This is a genomic window from Acinetobacter sp. LUNF3 (genome assembly GCF_022699605.1).
Taxonomy (GTDB): domain Bacteria; phylum Pseudomonadota; class Gammaproteobacteria; order Pseudomonadales; family Moraxellaceae; genus Acinetobacter; species Acinetobacter johnsonii.
In genome coordinates this window covers 2,222,701-2,239,797 of record NZ_CP093968.1, presented here as the reverse complement: position 1 = coordinate 2,239,797, position 17,097 = coordinate 2,222,701, and the positions used below count along the sequence as shown (strand labels likewise).

General features: G+C 40.7%; 17 protein-coding genes and 1 pseudogene. 11 read left to right on the top strand and 7 right to left on the bottom strand.

Annotation, left to right across the window (positions count from 1 at the left end):
• Window positions 1–63: 63 nt before the first annotated feature.
• Window positions 64–429, top strand: a complete 366-nt coding sequence (locus MN200_RS10905) for a hypothetical protein (protein ID WP_058869966.1) — start codon at window positions 64–66, stop codon at window positions 427–429.
• Window positions 430–542: 113 nt separating this feature from the next.
• Here the strand turns inward: MN200_RS10905 and MN200_RS10900 are convergent, their stop codons facing one another.
• Window positions 543–983: a DUF2147 domain-containing protein gene (locus tag MN200_RS10900; RefSeq protein ID WP_010327146.1), complete on the bottom strand. Its 441-nt coding sequence runs from the start codon at window positions 981–983 to the stop codon at window positions 543–545.
• Between the two features lie 394 nt (window positions 984–1,377).
• Window positions 1,378–2,007, bottom strand: a complete 630-nt coding sequence (locus MN200_RS10895) for a hydrolase (RefSeq protein WP_125273532.1) — start codon at window positions 2,005–2,007, stop codon at window positions 1,378–1,380.
• Window positions 2,008–2,133: 126 nt separating this feature from the next.
• Here MN200_RS10895 and yaaA point away from each other — a divergent pair, with 126 nt between their 5' ends.
• Both yaaA and MN200_RS10885 read left to right on the top strand, forming a co-directional pair.
• Window positions 2,134–2,913, top strand: coding sequence for a peroxide stress protein YaaA (gene yaaA / locus MN200_RS10890; protein ID WP_005400565.1), 780 nt, complete (start codon window positions 2,134–2,136; stop codon window positions 2,911–2,913).
• Window positions 2,914–2,928: 15 nt separating this feature from the next.
• Window positions 2,929–3,555, top strand: a complete 627-nt coding sequence (locus tag MN200_RS10885) for a metal-dependent hydrolase (protein ID WP_242759384.1) — start codon at window positions 2,929–2,931, stop codon at window positions 3,553–3,555.
• Here the strand turns inward: MN200_RS10885 and MN200_RS10880 are convergent.
• Entirely contained in the window at window positions 3,552–4,979 is a 1,428-nt protein-coding gene (locus MN200_RS10880) for a deoxyribodipyrimidine photo-lyase (RefSeq protein WP_242759382.1), read from the bottom strand. The genes MN200_RS10885 and MN200_RS10880 overlap by 4 nt on opposite strands.
• Before the next feature lie 228 nt (window positions 4,980–5,207).
• Here MN200_RS10880 and MN200_RS10875 point away from each other — a divergent pair, with 228 nt between their 5' ends.
• From MN200_RS10875 to MN200_RS10860, 4 genes are all read left to right on the top strand, one after another.
• On the top strand, window positions 5,208–5,447 hold the full coding sequence (locus tag MN200_RS10875; protein ID WP_228256428.1) for a hypothetical protein: 240 nt from the start codon (window positions 5,208–5,210) through the stop codon (window positions 5,445–5,447).
• Between the two features lie 369 nt (window positions 5,448–5,816).
• A complete protein-coding gene (locus tag MN200_RS10870) occupies window positions 5,817–7,139 on the top strand; it encodes an NCS2 family permease (RefSeq protein WP_004696144.1) in 1,323 nt (440 codons plus the stop codon).
• A gap of 67 nt (window positions 7,140–7,206) precedes the next feature.
• Entirely contained in the window at window positions 7,207–8,208 is a 1,002-nt protein-coding gene (locus tag MN200_RS10865; protein WP_242759380.1) for an adenosine deaminase, read from the top strand.
• 54 nt (window positions 8,209–8,262) lie between these two features.
• Window positions 8,263–8,625: a hypothetical protein gene (locus MN200_RS10860; protein ID WP_242759379.1), complete on the top strand. Its 363-nt coding sequence runs from the start codon at window positions 8,263–8,265 to the stop codon at window positions 8,623–8,625.
• A gap of 26 nt (window positions 8,626–8,651) precedes the next feature.
• Here the strand turns inward: MN200_RS10860 and MN200_RS10855 are convergent.
• Window positions 8,652–9,221, bottom strand: a pseudogene (locus tag MN200_RS10855) (cytochrome b).
• A 221-nt stretch (window positions 9,222–9,442) separates the two neighbouring features.
• Between MN200_RS10855 and MN200_RS10850 the strand changes: the two are divergent.
• From MN200_RS10850 to rnhB, 3 genes are all read left to right on the top strand, one after another.
• Window positions 9,443–9,820, top strand: coding sequence for a hypothetical protein (locus MN200_RS10850; RefSeq protein ID WP_017396847.1), 378 nt, complete (start codon window positions 9,443–9,445; stop codon window positions 9,818–9,820).
• A 137-nt stretch (window positions 9,821–9,957) separates the two neighbouring features.
• Entirely contained in the window at window positions 9,958–10,320 is a 363-nt protein-coding gene (locus MN200_RS10845; protein ID WP_058869963.1) for a hypothetical protein, read from the top strand.
• A gap of 63 nt (window positions 10,321–10,383) precedes the next feature.
• Window positions 10,384–10,971: a ribonuclease HII gene (rnhB, locus tag MN200_RS10840; RefSeq protein WP_058869962.1), complete on the top strand. Its 588-nt coding sequence runs from the start codon at window positions 10,384–10,386 to the stop codon at window positions 10,969–10,971.
• Window positions 10,972–11,019: 48 nt separating this feature from the next.
• Here rnhB and csrA read toward each other — a convergent pair whose 3' ends face one another.
• From csrA to alaS, 3 genes are all read right to left on the bottom strand, one after another.
• Window positions 11,020–11,274, bottom strand: a complete 255-nt coding sequence (gene csrA, locus MN200_RS10835; protein WP_004982340.1) for a carbon storage regulator CsrA — start codon at window positions 11,272–11,274, stop codon at window positions 11,020–11,022.
• A gap of 273 nt (window positions 11,275–11,547) precedes the next feature.
• Complete coding sequence (locus tag MN200_RS10830) at window positions 11,548–12,828, bottom strand: aspartate kinase (protein ID WP_010327134.1); 1,281 nt, start codon at window positions 12,826–12,828, stop codon at window positions 11,548–11,550.
• A 66-nt stretch (window positions 12,829–12,894) separates the two neighbouring features.
• Window positions 12,895–15,588, bottom strand: coding sequence for an alanine--tRNA ligase (gene alaS, locus MN200_RS10825; protein WP_242759378.1), 2,694 nt, complete (start codon window positions 15,586–15,588; stop codon window positions 12,895–12,897).
• 392 nt (window positions 15,589–15,980) lie between these two features.
• On the opposite strand from alaS, the gene MN200_RS10820 reads away from it, so the two are divergent.
• Window positions 15,981–17,015 (top strand): type I glyceraldehyde-3-phosphate dehydrogenase, encoded by a 1,035-nt coding sequence (locus MN200_RS10820; protein WP_010327132.1) that lies wholly within the window; start codon window positions 15,981–15,983, stop codon window positions 17,013–17,015.
• The last annotated feature ends 82 nt before the right edge of the window (window positions 17,016–17,097 follow it).

The following is a 17,097-nucleotide window of genomic DNA, read 5'->3' as shown; positions in this document are numbered from 1 at the left end:
TGGCTGTTTTGTGTTAAGTCATTATGCTAAACCCATATAACAAAAAAGCCTTTGGGATGATCAATGAGAAAATTACAATTTACAGCACAGCATGGACAGCAGCAGGATGTAAATGAAAGCGGTGTAGTACAGAAGCAAGTACAAGACCTACTGGTTCAAAAGTTAGGTCAATTTGGTTTTGAAACTTTGCCACAAAGTGGTGATCAGGTGGCTGTGAGTGTCGATAATCATACTTTGCCATTGTCTATTACGTGCCAAGGTCATGACAGCGAAGGAAATCTGGTGTGTGAAATTGCCTCTTATCCAGATGAGGAGCAAGACTGGTTAGACCGAATTGCTGAACGAAGCTTATTAAATCAATTGGCGCAAGCGGTTGAAACCACACTAAAAACAGATAAAAGTTTTACTGAATTTGAGTGGAAAGGCTAATTGAATAGATAAAAAATGCTGAATTGGTTTTTCCTAATTCAGCATTTTTTAGAACAGAACACGTTTAATATTTTGATGGGTCAACGCGCTTATAACTGGATGTGCTATAAGACTTATTCCACACGTAACCAAGTTTGGCTACGTCCCACAGCAGAAACACCTAAATAACCTCTTAAGAATAGCTTTTTACCATTTGGGCTAATTTTACCTTTTAGGCTATACAGCTTGCCTGAAACGGGATCAATGATTTTGCCATGCGTATAATTAATATTATTTTCAGTTTTTAAACCGGTAATCACTTGCATACCAATAATAGGCTTATCGGTGTAGGGTGCAGGGCAGTTGGTGCAAAACTCTTTTGCTGTATAACCTGGACGAGGTGTTGCTTTCAGTGCAGTTCCAGCATAAGTCCCGTTGGCTTGCTTTTCAATTTTCACCAGACCTTTGGGTTCTCCAGTTTTATCATCGATATAACGCCAAGTTCCTATAATGTCTTGAGCACAGGCTGATGTGGTGGCTATAGTGACTAAAACTGCCCCGAGAATTGTTTTCATAAAATCCCTGAATATTTTAAAAATTATTTAAATGAATAGCTCTCACGAGCTAAGATGTTGATTGTATAATTTATTATTTGAATAATGATGTGCAGAATATATCAAGTTCAAGAGTAGATTGTTGCATAAAGTACCATTAGCAGGATTAAATGCTCACTTATTTTTAAAACAGGCATAGGGTGGAGATAGTGCTGATTGAGTTTAGCACTCAAAAGTAAGCTTAAAATTATTTTTGGGAAGACAATTAATATAACGCACGAATAATGAAGCTAGTTGAAATGACTTATTAAGCGTTGGGATAGAAAAAGAGATACGTCTAGATTAAAAATAAAAAGTTCAAGAAAGAAAGGGGCTAATGTTAGACATCCATTTCTTTCTTTAACTTAGTGATGTGTTAAATCCACAGGAAACGTGTAATCGCAATACGTAACTGTTTTAAGTAACCTGTAAAGAAATGGTTTGCACCAGGTAATACAGTGACTAAATGGCGCTGCGGTTTAGCCCATGTAATCATGTCAGACAGTAAGGTCACTTCATCGGCTTCGCCATGGATGAATAAGATGTCACCTTTAAGCTGCGGTGTTACATAGTGGCGTACACCAGCGACCGTTGCCGTTGGTAGACCACATAAAATGGTTTGTTTTGGTCGAATTTCTTCTTGTAAAGCATCATAGCATTTTGCCATGACATGCGCACCGAAACTAAAACCACCTGCATAGAAGGGTAAAGTTGTATGTGCTGCACGAGCATACTTAATCACTTCAAGAACATCATCAGTTTCGCCATGACCTTCGTCGTGTAGACCAACACTTTGACCTGAGCCACGGAAACTTGGACGGTACACAATACAACCACGTTCTAAGAACATTTGCGCAAGCAATGCAGGAACCTTGTGTTGAGGCGTACCACCTTGGAGTGGATGGGGGTGAGTAACTACCGCGAATCCTTTCACTTCACCCTGCGGATAATCTACAAAAACTTCAATTTGCCCAACTGGACCTTGAATGAACATCTGCTCAGACATAGAGAATCGATACATATAACAGGAGAATGGGCTAGTTTAACCGTTTATGCTTATTAAAAACACAGATTGGCAATAAAATAAGTCTACTGATATAGTCTGTTTAATTGTTTTTTAATCAGGTTATCTATGCTTGCCCTTGTTTCTCCTGCCAAAACTTTAGATTACCAAACTGCTTTACCAACCGATGCGTATACACAACCCAGATTGCTGCAACATTCCCAAGAATTGATCGAAGTTAGTCGCAAACTGTCAGCAAGTGAAATTGCAAGCTTAATGAGTGTCAGTGAAAAAATTGCCACCTTAAACGTCGATCGTTTTCGCGATTGGCAGCCAGAATTCAGCTTTGCCAATGCCCGACAAGCTATGTTTGCTTTTAAGGGCGATGTCTATACTGGTTTAGATGCTTATCATTTGTCGGAGTCGAACATTGAATATGCACAGCAACATTTAAGAATGCTCTCTGGTCTATATGGTTTGCTACGTCCATTGGACTTGATGATGCCGTATCGTTTAGAGATGGGAACCAAGCTGGCTAACCCACACGGACATAATCTGTATGAGTTTTGGGGCAATCACATTACCGATTTAATTAACCAAGATTTAGAGCAGGCAGGTTCTAAAATTTTGCTGAATATTGCTTCGGATGAATACTATAAATCTGTAAAAGAAAGCAAAATTCAAGCAGAAATTATTAAGCCTGTGTTTTTAGATCAGAAAAATGGCAAATATAAAGTCATTAGTTTCTATGCCAAAAAAGCACGTGGTTTGATGGCGCGTTATATGATTGAAAACCAAATTGATCAAATTGAAGGGTTAAAATCATTCCAAACAGATGGTTATTACTTTGATGCCGACAGCTCATTAAAAGGTGAGTTGGTCTTTAAACGAGATGAACAGGCAGCATAACGAAAGGGCCTTCCAATGGTGCAGTATACAAAACAGTTTCAGGACTATTGGGCGCTCACCGCAAAGCAACTGAGTTTGGATGACGATACCAGTCAAAATTTCTATACATTGCTTTATGGCGCCTATAGTGAAGTGCAGCGGCATTATCATAGCATTCAACATATTGTTGAATGTTTAGAGCATTTTCATCAGATCAAAACCTACCTGGATGATACTTTGTCTGTTGAGTTGGCCATTTGGTTTCATGATGTCATTTATAACCCGCAAGCACATGACAATGAGCAGCAAAGCGCCGATTATATGCAACAGATGCTTAAAAATGTGCTTGGAGCTGAGCAAATTGCAAAGATCTATGCATGGATTTTGGCAACTAAAGCACATGCACCGACCGCTGATACTGATTTGGCTTATCTATTGGATATTGATCTGGCTATTTTAGCCAGCGATCCTATGCGTTTTGCTGAATATGAATGCCAAATTCGGCAAGAATATGCTTGGGTTGAGCCCTCACTTTATGTGCAGAAGCGTCAACAAGTGTTAAGGCACTTTTTGGAAACGCAGCCACTGTACCAGACGCCATTTTTTCAAAAGCGCTATGAGCATCAGGCTAAGCAGAACTTAACCCAAACTTTAGGTGTTTAAAGCCCTTTAAATGCTTCGATGGCACGAATACGACTGGATTTTAAATCGACGATTGGTTGGGGGTAGTCCAAATCCATATTCGGCTGCTTCGCATAAGGCTCATGAATGCTTTTGGCATCTAAATGTGCAAGCTCTGGCAGCCATTGTCGAATATAATCACCATTGCTATCAAATTTCTGGGATTGGCTCACAGGGTTAAAGACTCGGAAGTAAGGCACAGCATCGGTGCCCGTGGAGGCACACCACTGCCATCCGCCATTATTGGCAGCTAAGTCACCATCAGCCAAATGTTGCATAAACCATTGCTCGCCCAGGCGCCAATCAATCAACAAGTTTTTAGTTAAGAACATTGCGACAATCATACGAACTCGATTATGCATCCAGCCTGTCGCAAGGAGTTGTCGCATGCCTGCATCCACAATTGGAATACCAGTACGGCCTTGTTGCCACGCGTTTAAATCTTCAGGCGAATCTCGCCATACAATACGCTGCGTGCTGGCTTTAAAGGGCAGGTGTTTAGAGACATGTGGAAAATCAAATAAAATATGCTGATAAAACTCTCGCCAAAGTAATTCATCTAACCAAGTCTGCTGGCCTGTGTTATCAATCATAAATTGACCGTGTTGAGCACGAAACAGGGCATTGAGACACTGGCGAATCGACACGATCCCGAGATTTAAATAAGTTGAAAGTTGACTGGTGCTATTTAAAAATGGAAAGTCTCTTTCTTTTTGATAGTCACTAACTTTATGATCAATAAAATCATCGAGTACAGAAAGCGCATATATTTCCGTTTCAGGCCAATAGGCTTTAATTTGATTTAGCTCATTGGTATTTACATCAATCAGTGATTCAATGAGTGGAATGGCTGTATTTAAATCGGCAGGAAGCTGTATAGGTTGCTGTGCAGAAAGGAGAGGGTAACACTGCGGTAAGCCAATATTTAAGCGCTCATAACAGGTTTTTTTAAAAGCGCCAAAGACTTGATAGGGCTTACCAGATTGGTTACGAATACTGTTTAAGGGAAAGAGGGTTCGATCTTGGAAGAGTGTAAATTCAATGTGTTGCTGATTTAAGCATTGTTGAACTTCGGCATCGCGCTTAAGCTCATTCACGCCCATTTCGATATTTGCAAAGATTTGTTGTACTTGCAGTGTATGACATAAAGATGAAAGCTGACGTGGAATATCTTGCCACAGCGGAATATTTAAAATGAGCAAAGGAATATTCAGCTGAGCAAGGCTCTGTTTTAAATCGTGCAATTGTCTGACATATAAATCAATTTTTACAGCTGCATCATGATGTAATAGCCACTGTTGTGGGGATAGGATCACTAAAGCCAGCATAGGTCCATGTTGGCTTGCATGCCAAAGTGCGGCATGGTCGTGTATGCGAAGATCTTGTCTAAACCAAATTATGTTCATAAAAGGTTAATCAACTGTAATTTTTTGAAATATAAAATATTACAAAATTGAGCACTTTGATCATATTTTTTTCTCACTCATTTAATTTAATCTTATGTTATTGAAATAATTAAATCAGAAAAAACTATAAAGTGTGAAGATACTTTTTATCTGATAAATGTGTGGCCCTTTGTATTATTTGTTATGATTTGTAATCATGCTAAAGCAGTTGTGGATATTGTGAATGTCATGAAAAAAATTCTAATCCCTATTTTTGTGGCTGCTGTTTGTTTGCTTGGGTTTGTTGTTTTTCAGGATACAGAAACGAAAAAACAGCAACAGTTGAATCAACTCATGAACAGTACTGAGCCTAAAGTGCAAAAGTTGAGTCCTCTCTCCAAGGCAAACGTCGTGCCTGAAAAAGTCAATAGCTCGTTTCAAAGTGATGCTGAAGCAATAATCGATCAGGTCTCCATTAAAGTAATTTGAAGCTTAAGATAGAATAAAATCATGTATAAATGACTTATCGTGTTGAATTTTAATTAAAAATAAATTTAAAACAATTAAAAATCAGTGTGTTATAATTCGCGCCAAGATATATTGAATTTTAGACTTTGAGTCTAAAATGACGTTTTTGTTGAAAGCTGCATACGGTTTATGCGGCTTTTTTGTTTAGGTATATATGGTTCGACCATACGTTTGAATCATTCATGGCTAAATAAACTTTTCCTAAATTGAGGAAATTTGGCATATTCATTGCTTTAACTTCCAGAAATTTAATCAGATTTTCATCGTACTGAGTGTCGAAATTTTTTGGCAGTTATACAGTTTTAAAAGTTTATTTACAGGGGCTAGGTCATGACGACTCCTAATCCATCTTCAGAAAATATGCTCGAGCGTATGTTCAAACTGAGTGAAAATAAAACCAGTTTTCGTACAGAGCTTCTTGCAGGTGTAACCACATTTTTAACCATGTGTTACATCATTATTGTGAATCCAATGATTTTATCCGAAACGGGGATGGATCATGGTGCTGTCTTTGTAGCGACTTGTCTTGCAGCCGCAATTGGCTGTTTGGTTATGGGTATTGTTGCAAATTATCCAATTGCATTAGCACCAGGTATGGGCTTAAACGCTTACTTTACCTATTCGGTGTGTATGGGTATGGGGGTGCCTTGGCAGACTGCTTTAGCTGCAGTGTTTGTATCAGGTTTGGTGTTCATTGCGATCAGTATGTTTAAGATCCGTGAAGCCATTGTGAATGCAATCCCAATGTCGCTTAAGCTTGCGATTGGCGGCGGAATTGGTTTATTCCTTGCATTGATTGCTTTAAAAAATGCAGGCGTTATTGTGGACAATCCAGCGACTTTGGTTGGATTGGGCGACTTAAAGCAACCGACAGTTCTTTTGGCTTTATTTGGCTTCTTGATGGTGGTTGTACTGCATCACTTTAAAGTGCGTGGTGCCATTATTATCAGCATCTTGGCTTTAACTGCAATTTCAACAGCAATGGGCTTAAGCGAGTTCAAAGGTGTTGTTGGTGAGATTCCATCAATTGCTCCAACATTCATGCAAATGGACTTTGAGGGTCTATTTACAGCAAGCTTAGTGGGTGTTATTTTTGTATTCTTTTTGGTCGATTTATTTGACTCAACAGGTACATTGGTTGGCGTGTCACACCGTGCAGGCTTACTGAAAGATGGCAAGCTTCCACGTTTGAAAAAAGCATTATTTGCAGACTCAACCGCAATTGTTGCAGGTGCAGCATTAGGTACATCTTCCACGACACCATATATTGAGTCGTCTGCGGGTGTTGCTGCTGGTGGCCGTACAGGTTTAACCGCAGTTGTGGTCGGTGTGTTATTTATCTTATGTTTGTTTTTAGCACCCTTAGCTCAATCTGTACCCGGTTTTGCAACAGCTCCAGCATTGTTATTTGTTGGCGTGTTAATGATTCAGGGAATTACCCATATTGATTGGGATGATATTACTGAAGCTGTACCTGCGTTCTTAACCATTGTATTTATGCCATTTACCTACTCAATTGCAGATGGTATTGCGATGGGCTTTATTAGCTATGCATTGGTTAAATTGTTCACCGGTAAAGCGGCGACTGTACCGTACATGGTGTGGATCGTGGCTGTGCTTTGGGCATTAAAATTCGCGTTATTTGGTGGCTAATTCATCAAATAGTGATAAGGGTGTAAACTCAGTTTACGCCCTTTTTTATTTTTAAAGAGGAAAAGATATGAGTCAATTGGAGCTCATTCGTGCTTTACCAAAAGCTGAATTGCATGTGCATATTGAAGGGACATTTGAGCCAGAACTCATGTTTGCAATCGCACAGCGTAATCAAATAGACATTCCTTATAAGTCGGTTGAAGAAGTGAAACAGGCTTATAATTTTCACAATCTGCAATCATTTTTAGACATTTATTATGCAGGTGCAAATGTACTGATTCATGAGCAAGACTTTTATGACTTGGCTTGGGCATACTTTGAAAAATGTGCCGAAGATCGTGTAGTGCATACCGAAATGTTCTTTGATCCACAAACGCATACTGACCGCGGTATTGCTTTTGAAACAGTGATTAATGGTCTGCAACGCGCATGTGATGATGCCAAGGCAAAATTTGGCATTAGTTCGCATTTGATTATGTGTTTCTTGCGTCATTTAAGTGAAGAAGCAGCCCTTGAAACTTTAGCACAGGCATTGCCTTATAAAGATCAAATCATTGGTGTGGGCTTGGACTCAAGCGAAGTTGGGCATCCTCCTTCAAAGTTTGAACGTGTCTTTGCTAAAGCGCGTGAAGCTGGCTTTTTAGTGGTGGCACATGCGGGTGAAGAAGGTCCAGCAGAATATGTGTGGGAAGCTTTAGATTTGCTGCAAGTGAATCGCATTGACCACGGCGTGCGTTCTGAAGAAGACCCTGTATTAATGCAGCGTTTGATCGCAGAGAAAATGCCACTAACAGTTTGTCCACTCAGTAACTTAAAGTTATGTGTCGTTGAAGATATGGCACAGCACAATATCCGCCGTTTGTTGCAACAAGGTGTGCAAGTGACAGTAAATTCAGATGATCCATCGTACTTTGGTGGTTATATGAATGATAACTTTATTGCTATTACAGATGCGTTGGACTTAACAGCAGCTGAGCTAAAACAATTGGCGTTAAACTCTTTTGAAGCGTCGTTTATTTCGGCAGAAGAGAAGCAAAAATGGGCGGCTGAAATTGCAGCCATTGCTTAATCTGATGTCCTTTTAAAGACAGAGTTCGCTCTGTCTTTTTTATGTGAGATCAATATGAAAAAAATCATTGCACTGCTAGTAGTTATTTTTGTGCTCTTTGCCGTTTATTTGCTCAAAACAGATACAGGGTTAACTCAAAAACTATTAAAGCCAGTGGTGGTGTATCAGTGCGGTGTTGAGCTTGAAGCGACAAGGCTGTGGAAAGTCAGTACAGCATTGCTTGGTGAAGAGAAAAAGAATCAGCTGCAAACGCAAATCTGTGGTTGCGTGGGTGAAAATGCGTTAAAGGATATTCCTGCAACAACTTTGTTACGTGCATTGGTTGATGAACAAGTCAAAAAACAGGTGGTCCAACAGGGTGTGTTGAATACGCTGAAAGGATGTGTGGTGGATGAAGTCCTAAAAGCAACAGATTGATGCTTTTAGGCTGGTTCAACTTGCTCTTACTTTGCTTGTTTGGTCATGCTATTTAACACATTATCTTTATCAATAAAGTGGTGTTTCAGTGCTGCTGCAATATGACCCACTAACAGCAATCCTGCAGCCCATGAAATCCAGATATGTAAAGGTTTTACGATTGCGAGTAATTCAGGGTTGTCTTGTACTAAACGGGGAATTTCAAAAAGGTACAATACAGGCGCAGGGTGCCCAGCACTCCAGCTAAATAAACAGCCAGTAATTGGCAAAGCCAACAAAATGAAATATAAAGCCAAATGACCGAGGTGTGCCATTTTTTGCATGAACGGTGACATACTGTCTGGAAGTTTGGGTGCAGGGTGGGTATAGCGCCAAAAGATACGAATCACCACCAGAAAAATAATCGTGGTTGCAATGTTCTTATGTAAGGTAATGACATCCCCTTTAAAGCTACCATCAGCATCATAGCTGAGGAAGTTTCAGCTATAAAAACCAATCAGCCAAGCAGCAATAAAGATAATTGCCATGAGCCAATGCAGAATTTGAGCGGTACGCGTGTAATGGGTATTTGCCGAGTTCATTAGATTCACATCCATTTTTATGTTGCGCTATTTTATAGAACTATAGATAGGTCAAAAATGTAGTAGATGCAACATAGCGTTGATATTCTGCAACGCTGTACAGACCAGTGACGCATGACTGATCTAAAGTTGTGCAATAAGCGAAAGATATTAAAATGGCATGGAAATAGTGTTTCCGTAACTAGCAAAGATTTGGCAAAATACGCGCACTTTAACTGTTATAAATGGATATATCCGTGAAAAAAATGATTGCAGTGCTTGCTCCTTTGGCTTTGATCCTTTCGGCTTGTACAACGACTGATATGGCAACGACCAATACGACGACCACCACGCAACAACTGGGTACAGCAGCGCTTAAAATTGCCATTAATGCAAAATGTACGACTGAGTTGAATAATCTACCAGCATGGAAAACAGCAACCAAATTTATGACGGCTGATCAAAAAACCGATATTCAGGCTGAAATTTGTGGTTGCGTAAGTGAAAAAGCCCCACAAAATATTACCGCTGTCGATGTGGCAACAGCGGCCATTGACCCTGCGGCACGTACAACTATTATTAGCAATGCAGTAACCAAAACCATCAATGCATGTGTGGCTGAAGCGGTGAATTAAGTTGTGATATATCAAAGAAGCGGGGACATGCCTGGCTTCTTTGCAGTTTTTTTGTACTTTTTGGCGTTTATCTTTTATATTGATGTGAATAATAACAATTGAAGCCTTATTTCTTTTACAACAAAGGGTGTCTCTGTATGAAAAATGATAAGTTAATTCTCTGTTTGTTTGGCTCGCTTATGCTTTCCGCTTGTGTGTCGAATCCTTTATCTAGCTCAGATGATGATGGAATCTCGGCTATTAAAATGGCCTCACATGCAAAATGTATGGATGAAATAGAAACTAATCCGACATGGATCATGGGCAGTAAGCTGTTATCAGAAGACCAAAAACAAAAGAAAAAACGTGAAGTATGTAACTGTGTGGGTGATAATTCGCCAAAAGTGTTGTCTAAAGAGCAATTGGCTTTGGCGGCAATTGATCCCAAAGCAAAAGCAACCTATAGCGCTTTAGCAGCAACAAAAACAACAGCCACATGTGCCTCTGAAATGCTAAACTAAGCCGAATAAATTGTTAAGTTTTTAGAATGGCTGTTGATCAGCCATTTTTTATGAGAGTAGAAAATGCAAATTGCAGGTGCAGATGAGGCAGGGCGCGGCCCTTTGGTGGGTTCAGTGGTCGCTGCTGCGGTAATATTAGACCCGAATAACCCGATACAAGGGTTAAATGATTCCAAAAAACTGACCGAAAGAAAACGTGAAAAACTTTTTGTCGAAATTCAGGAAAAAGCATTGGCATGGGCGATTGCTGAGGCAAGTGCTGCTGAAATTGATGAGATCAATATTTTACAAGCATCTTTGCTTGCGATGCGCCGCGCAGTTGAACAGCTCACGATACAGCCCGAACATGTCTTGGTTGATGGTAATAAAATTCCACAAGGCTTGAGTATGAGCTGTGAGGCAATTGTGGGCGGGGATGCTTTACATGCTGAAATCTCAGCGGCGAGTATTTTGGCCAAAGTGACACGTGACCATCAAATGATTGAGATGGATCGAAAATATCCTCAGTTTGGTTTTGCCAAACACAAAGGTTATCCAACCAAAGCGCATTTTGAGGCGATTGCTGAACATGGGGTCATTGACGAGCATCGTCGTAGTTTTGGGCCTGTAAAGAAAGTAATTGAGGCATTTGAGCAAAAAGAGACTGTATAAAAATTTAAAGCGGCCAATCGGGCCGCTTTATATCTGAATGTTTCAATCTTAACGATTGAAATTATTCTGCTGTGCACCTTCATCTTCAAATGCAGGCTGGTAGTCCTGATCAAGATGTTGAAGATGTTCATGCATTGCACGTTCATGCTGAATGCGTTGATAAATCTCTTCACGATGTACAGATACTTCTTTGGGAGCATTGACACCAATACGAACTTGGTTGCCTTTGACACCAAGTACAGTAACACTTACTTGATCCCCAATCATTAATGTTTCACCGACGCGTCGGGTCAAAATCAGCATGTTTATCTCCTTGCAAAACGCTAAACCTGCAGTTGTACTAAAGTAAAATACATAATTTTTTGTATTTAAAAAAATTTAAACAAATGTTTAATACAACCGCATGACACTTGAATTTTTAGATATCTAGTGACATTAGGTATAACATTCATCTAAATTTAAGAAAGCCTCGGGCTTAATATAACAGAGCCACTATAGAAAAAACTATAGTGGCCCCTGATTTTTGTAGTCTTTTGCAAAAACTGTCAGACAATGACAAGTTTTTCGCAAGATTGCTTAAGCACGTGCGCTTGATTCACCGTGTTCACGGTCTAAACCGAAAGCAGTGTGTAGAGAACGTACAGCAAGTTCTAGGTAGTTTTCTTCAATAATCACAGAAATTTTGATTTCTGAAGTTGAGATCATCAAAATGTTGATGCCTTCATCAGCCAGAGCAGTAAACATTTTACTTGCAACACCTGCGTGTGAACGCATACCCACACCTACAATTGACACTTTCACAATGTCATCACGTGTAGCAACTTCGCGTGCACCAATAGCTTGAGCAGTTTCTTGAAGAATTTTTGTTGCTTTTGCAAGTTCGCCGCGGTTTACCGTGAAGGTGAAGTCAGTCGTACCATCTTCTTCAACATTTTGGATAATCATATCCACTTCAATGTTGGCATTACCAATTGGCGATAAAATTTTAGATGCAATACCTGGTTCATCAGGAACACCTAGAATCGTAAGTTTAGCTTCGTCACGGTTAAATGCGATACCGGAGATAATTGGTTGTTCCATGTTGTCTTCCGCCTCAGTGGTGATTAGTGTTCCGACATTCTTTTTAAAGTCTTCGTCGAATGCGCCATCATCGTCATTATCAAAACTTGATAATACGCGTAAAGGCACTTGGTATTTTCCTGCAAATTCAACCGAACGAATTTGTAGAACTTTAGAACCAAGTGATGCCATTTCCAGCATTTCTTCAAATGAAATACGGTCTACTTTTTTCGCTTTTGGTGCAACGCGTGGGTCAGTGGTATAAACGCCATCTACATCGGTATAGATTTGGCATTCATCTGCTTTTAATGCCGCAGCAAGTGCTACACCAGAAGTATCTGAACCGCCACGGCCGAGGGTGGTGGTGTTACCATCGGCATCGAAGCCTTGGAAACCAGCAACCACGATCACACGACCAGCATCTAAATGCGCAGTCATAGTGTCAGTATCAATCGACTCGATACGTGCTTTGGTAAACGCATTGTCTGTTTTGATACCGACTTGGCGACCCGTAAGTGACTTAGCTTCAACGCCAATAGAATTGAGCGCCATCGCTAACATTGAAATCGTTACCTGTTCACCCGTAGAAACCATTTGGTCTAATTCTCGTGGGTCAGGGGTTTCGGTAATGGCTTTCGCTAAAGCAAGTAGACGATTGGTTTCGCCACTCATTGCTGATACAACCACTACAACCTTGTGGCCGTGGTCATGCCAACGCTTTACACGACGAGCAACATTTAAAATGCGCTCTGGAGTACCCATAGAGGTACCGCCATATTTTTGAACGATTAATGCCATAGTTGTTCCATATAAACCATGACCCTGAATGCATCATTCAGGGTCAGTTACACAAAAGGTGAAGTTTTATTTCGCTTCAAGCCAAGCAGTTAAATCTGCCATCACTGTTGCAAACTTCTCGTTTAGTGGCGCGCCACCTTGTGCTAAGTCAGGTTTGCCACCACCTTTACCACCAAGCTCAGTTGCTAGATGTTTGATGATGTCACCTGCTTTAATAGAAGCAGTAAAGTCTTTTGCTACAGATGCGATCAGGCTAACTTTGTCACCTTCAACACCAGCAAGTACGATGACTGCATTTTCTAATTTTGATTTCACACCGTCATGTAGGTTGCGAAGTGATTTCGCATCCATGTTTTGAACAGTAGTGATCAGCGTCTGACGACCCGCAAGCGTTTGAACTTGGCTAAGCAGTTCAGCAGCTTGGAAGCTGGCAAGTTTTTGATTGAGTTGCTCAATCTGTTTTTGCAAGCTTGATGCTGTGTCGACTAAGGCTTCAACTTTTTCTAAAGTTTGGTCTTTTTGAGCTTTCAATAAACCATTGATGGTATTGATATCACGGTCAGCTTTTTGAGTAACTTCAATGGCTTTGGTACCCGTTACCGCTTCAATACGACGTACACCCGCAGCTACACCACCTTCAGAAGTGATTTTAAACAAGCCAATGTCGCCTGTGCGTTTAACGTGAATACCACCGCATAGCTCGATTGAAAAGTTCTTCTCTTCAATGATTGAACCCATTGAAAGGACACGAACTTCATCGCCATATTTTTCACCGAACAGCATCATCGCACCTTTTGCTTTCGCAGATTCGATGTCAAGAAGTTCAGTGGTCACAGCGCTGTTTGCAATCACTTCGGCATTCACTAAACGTTCAATTTCTTGAAGTTGTTCAAATGAAACAGGTTGATCGTTGGCAAAGTCAAAACGTAAAATGTCTGACGCAACCAATGAGCCTTTTTGTTGCACGTGTTCGCCTAAAATTTGACGTAGTGCAGCATGCAAAAGGTGAGTTGCAGAGTGGTTACGTGCAGTTGCCGCGCGGATATCTGCTTTGACTGTTGCTTCAACATTTTGAGCAAGCTTAATGCTACCTACAGTCACGATACCTTGGTGGACAAAAGCGCCGCCCGATTTCTTGGTGTCTTGAACTTCAAAAATACCTGTGTCATTTTTGAAGATACCCGTGTCACCAATCTGACCACCGCTTTCTGCATAGAAAGGTGTTTGATTCAGTACGATCAGGGCTTCATCACCTTCAACCACTTCATCAACTTGTTCGCCATCTTTATAGATCGCAATAATTTGACCTTCGCCAACTGTGGCATCATAGCCGTCAAACTGAGTTTCGCCGTCAACTTTAACAACAGAGTTGTAGTCAATTGCGAATTTACCTGCATCGCGTGCGCGTTGACGTTGTGCAGCCATTTCGACTTCAAAGCCAGCTTCATCAATGGTTAAATCACGTTCACGTGCGATGTCAGCAGTCAGGTCAGTTGGGAAACCGTAAGTATCATACAGTTTAAACACTACTTCACCTGGAATCACAGAACCTTTCAGTTGAGCCAATTCACCTTCAAGCAATTTCAAACCTTGCTCTAGAGTTTTAGCAAATTGTTCTTCTTCTTTCAGCAATTGCGCTTCAATACGTACTTTCTGTGCTTCAAGTTCTGGGTAGGCTTGACCCATCACCTCAATTAAAGGTTGCAACATTTTATGGAAGAATGAGCCTGTTGCACCGAGCTTGTTACCATGACGAACTGCGCGACGGATAATACGGCGTAGTACATAACCACGACCTTCATTGGATGGGTTTACACCATCAGCAATCAGGAATGAACATGAACGGGCATGGTCAGCAACGACTTTCAATGAAGCAGGATAATCCACGGGCTTGCCTTCAGATTGTGCTTTCGCTTCAAGTTCTGAGGTGTCTAGACCAATAATTTCAGCCGCAGCTTTAAGTAAATGCTGGAATAAATCGATTTCGTAGTTTGAGTTGACGTGTTGTAAAACTGCAGAAATACGCTCTAAGCCCATACCTGTATCAACAGAAGGCGCCGGAAGAGGGTGTAATACGCCATCTGCAGTACGGTTAAACTGCATGAAAACGTTGTTCCAGATTTCAATGAAACGATCGCCGTCTTCTTCAGGTGTACCCGGTAAGCCGCCCCAAATATGGTCGCCATGGTCAAAGAAGATTTCAGAACATGGACCACATGGACCAGTATCACCCATTGCCCAGAAGTTATCTGATGCGTATTGGCCACCTTTGTTGTCGCCAATACGGATAATACGTGATGCATCTAAACCAATTTCTTTGTTCCAGATGTCAAATGCTTCGTCGTCAGTGTGGTAAACCGTTGCATAGAGTTTGTCTTTAGGCAGCGCTAACCAAGCTTCACCTGTTAGAAAATCCCATGCAAATTTGATCGCATCACGTTTGAAGTAGCCGCCAAATGAGAAGTTACCTAACATTTCAAAGAAGGTATGGTGACGTGCGGTATAACCGACATTGTCTAAGTCGTTGTGTTTACCACCTGCGCGGACACATTTTTGTGAAGACACCGCACGTACATAATCACGTTTTTCTAGGCCTAAGAAACAATCTTTAAATTGGTTCATACCCGCGTTGGTAAACAACAAAGTAGGGTCGTTGGCGGGAACTAGAGAACTCGACGCGACACGTGTATGCCCTTGCGATTCAAAGTAGCTTAAAAAAGCTTCGCGAATTTCAGCTGATGTCATAAAACGAGTACTCACAACCAAGTCACTCCATAATTTCGATTTGGCTAATAGTAGCTGAAGAAAGTCTTATTCTAAATACGCTGACTTCAGATACTGGCTTAAAAATTTTAAAACGCCAAATTATAACGGAAAAAGGATGTTGCACCAATCACTTTAAGGCGAATTGATGACATTTCTATGTATTCGATAGTTCTAAGATTTTGCTTGTTATTGTTGGATATTTATATCATTTCATGGAAATGAGTTGATTAGTGCGAGGTTGTCAGGCTGGTCAATTTATGACTTAAGGGTTCATATTCATCATCTTCACTGATGGGGGATAGAAAAAGAAAGCTTAACCAAACCTATATAAATCCATTAATATAGGCCTGCTTTATCTTTCATCATTTTATAAATAAGGGCAAGTCATGCAACGAGTGGCGATAAATGGATTTGGTCGAATCGGACGTAATGTACTACGCGCTTGGTTTGAAAATCCAAAGAACTTTCAGTTTGAAATCGTCGCAGTAAATGATGTAGCAGATGTAGAAACCTTATTGCATTTATTTAAATATGACACCACGCATGGGCGATTTCCGGGCAAAGTCGATTTAAGTTATGAAAATGAAAGGATTTATTTACATCTTTCTAAAGATCAAGCGCAGCTCAAAGTTGAAGTATTGTGTCAGGCAAACCCGCAGGATTTACCTTGGGCAAGTCTCAATGTCGACGTGGTTCTAGAGTGCACAGGTTTATTTCGCTCGCGTGAAGCGGCAACAGGGCATATCAGCGCAGGTGCAAAGCGCGTGATTATTGGTGCAGCACCTTTTGATTCGGTTGATGCTGCAATTGTGTATGGGGTGAATCACCATGAGGTCAAAGTGAGTGACCAAATCATTTCCAGTGTGTCATGTACCACGCAGGCCTTAGTGCCTTTGGTTAAAATCATTGATGATGCTTTTGGGATTGATACCGCGCTCATGACCGAAATTCATGCAGTGACTGCCGATCAGTCTGTATTAGATCATGCGCATCGTGATTTAAGACGTGCCCGTGCTTCAGGTCAAAATATTATTCCCACCACATCGTCAGCCCTCGGTGCTTTAAAACAAGTTATGCCAAAAATGGCCGATCGTATCGATGGTTATTCGATTCGTGTGCCAACCATTAATGTGGCTGCAATTGATTTAACTTTTATTTCGCAGACACCAATTACCGATCATAAAATTAATGAAGTACTGATTCAGGCGGCGAAGTCAGACTACCGTGAAATTATGGATGTGACGGATGAACCTTTGGTGTCTTCAGATTTTAACCATTCACCCTATTCACTCATTGTTGATTTAACGCAAACCATGGTGGTCGGGCATCAAGCCAAAGTCTTTGCGTGGTATGACAATGAATGGGGCTATGCAAACCGCTTATTAGATTTGTGTGAATCTTTTAGTGCGTCAACCACCTAAAGGTCTTTATTTTTAAGCATCTTTTACTCTGAAAACAAGATGATAGGCATAGACCGAATACAGACTTGTGGTTATCATGAAT

Coding starts and splice junctions, on each gene's coding strand:
- MN200_RS10880 (WP_242759382.1), bottom strand. CDS start 4,979: ATGAACATAATTTGGTTTAGACAAGATCTTCGCATACACGACCATGCC.
- MN200_RS10830 (WP_010327134.1), bottom strand. CDS start 12,828: ATGGCATTAATCGTTCAAAAATATGGCGGTACCTCTATGGGTACTCCA.
- MN200_RS10900 (WP_010327146.1), bottom strand. CDS start 983: ATGAAAACAATTCTCGGGGCAGTTTTAGTCACTATAGCCACCACATCA.
- MN200_RS10845 (WP_058869963.1), top strand. CDS start 9,958: ATGAAAAATGATAAGTTAATTCTCTGTTTGTTTGGCTCGCTTATGCTT.
- MN200_RS10870 (WP_004696144.1), top strand. CDS start 5,817: ATGACGACTCCTAATCCATCTTCAGAAAATATGCTCGAGCGTATGTTC.
- MN200_RS10860 (WP_242759379.1), top strand. CDS start 8,263: ATGAAAAAAATCATTGCACTGCTAGTAGTTATTTTTGTGCTCTTTGCC.
- MN200_RS10875 (WP_228256428.1), top strand. CDS start 5,208: ATGAAAAAAATTCTAATCCCTATTTTTGTGGCTGCTGTTTGTTTGCTT.
- MN200_RS10895 (WP_125273532.1), bottom strand. CDS start 2,007: ATGTCTGAGCAGATGTTCATTCAAGGTCCAGTTGGGCAAATTGAAGTT.
- MN200_RS10885 (WP_242759384.1), top strand. CDS start 2,929: ATGGTGCAGTATACAAAACAGTTTCAGGACTATTGGGCGCTCACCGCA.
- yaaA (WP_005400565.1), top strand. CDS start 2,134: ATGCTTGCCCTTGTTTCTCCTGCCAAAACTTTAGATTACCAAACTGCT.
- csrA (WP_004982340.1), bottom strand. CDS start 11,274: ATGCTGATTTTGACCCGACGCGTCGGTGAAACATTAATGATTGGGGAT.
- MN200_RS10905 (WP_058869966.1), top strand. CDS start 64: ATGAGAAAATTACAATTTACAGCACAGCATGGACAGCAGCAGGATGTA.
- MN200_RS10865 (WP_242759380.1), top strand. CDS start 7,207: ATGAGTCAATTGGAGCTCATTCGTGCTTTACCAAAAGCTGAATTGCAT.
- rnhB (WP_058869962.1), top strand. CDS start 10,384: ATGCAAATTGCAGGTGCAGATGAGGCAGGGCGCGGCCCTTTGGTGGGT.
- MN200_RS10820 (WP_010327132.1), top strand. CDS start 15,981: ATGCAACGAGTGGCGATAAATGGATTTGGTCGAATCGGACGTAATGTA.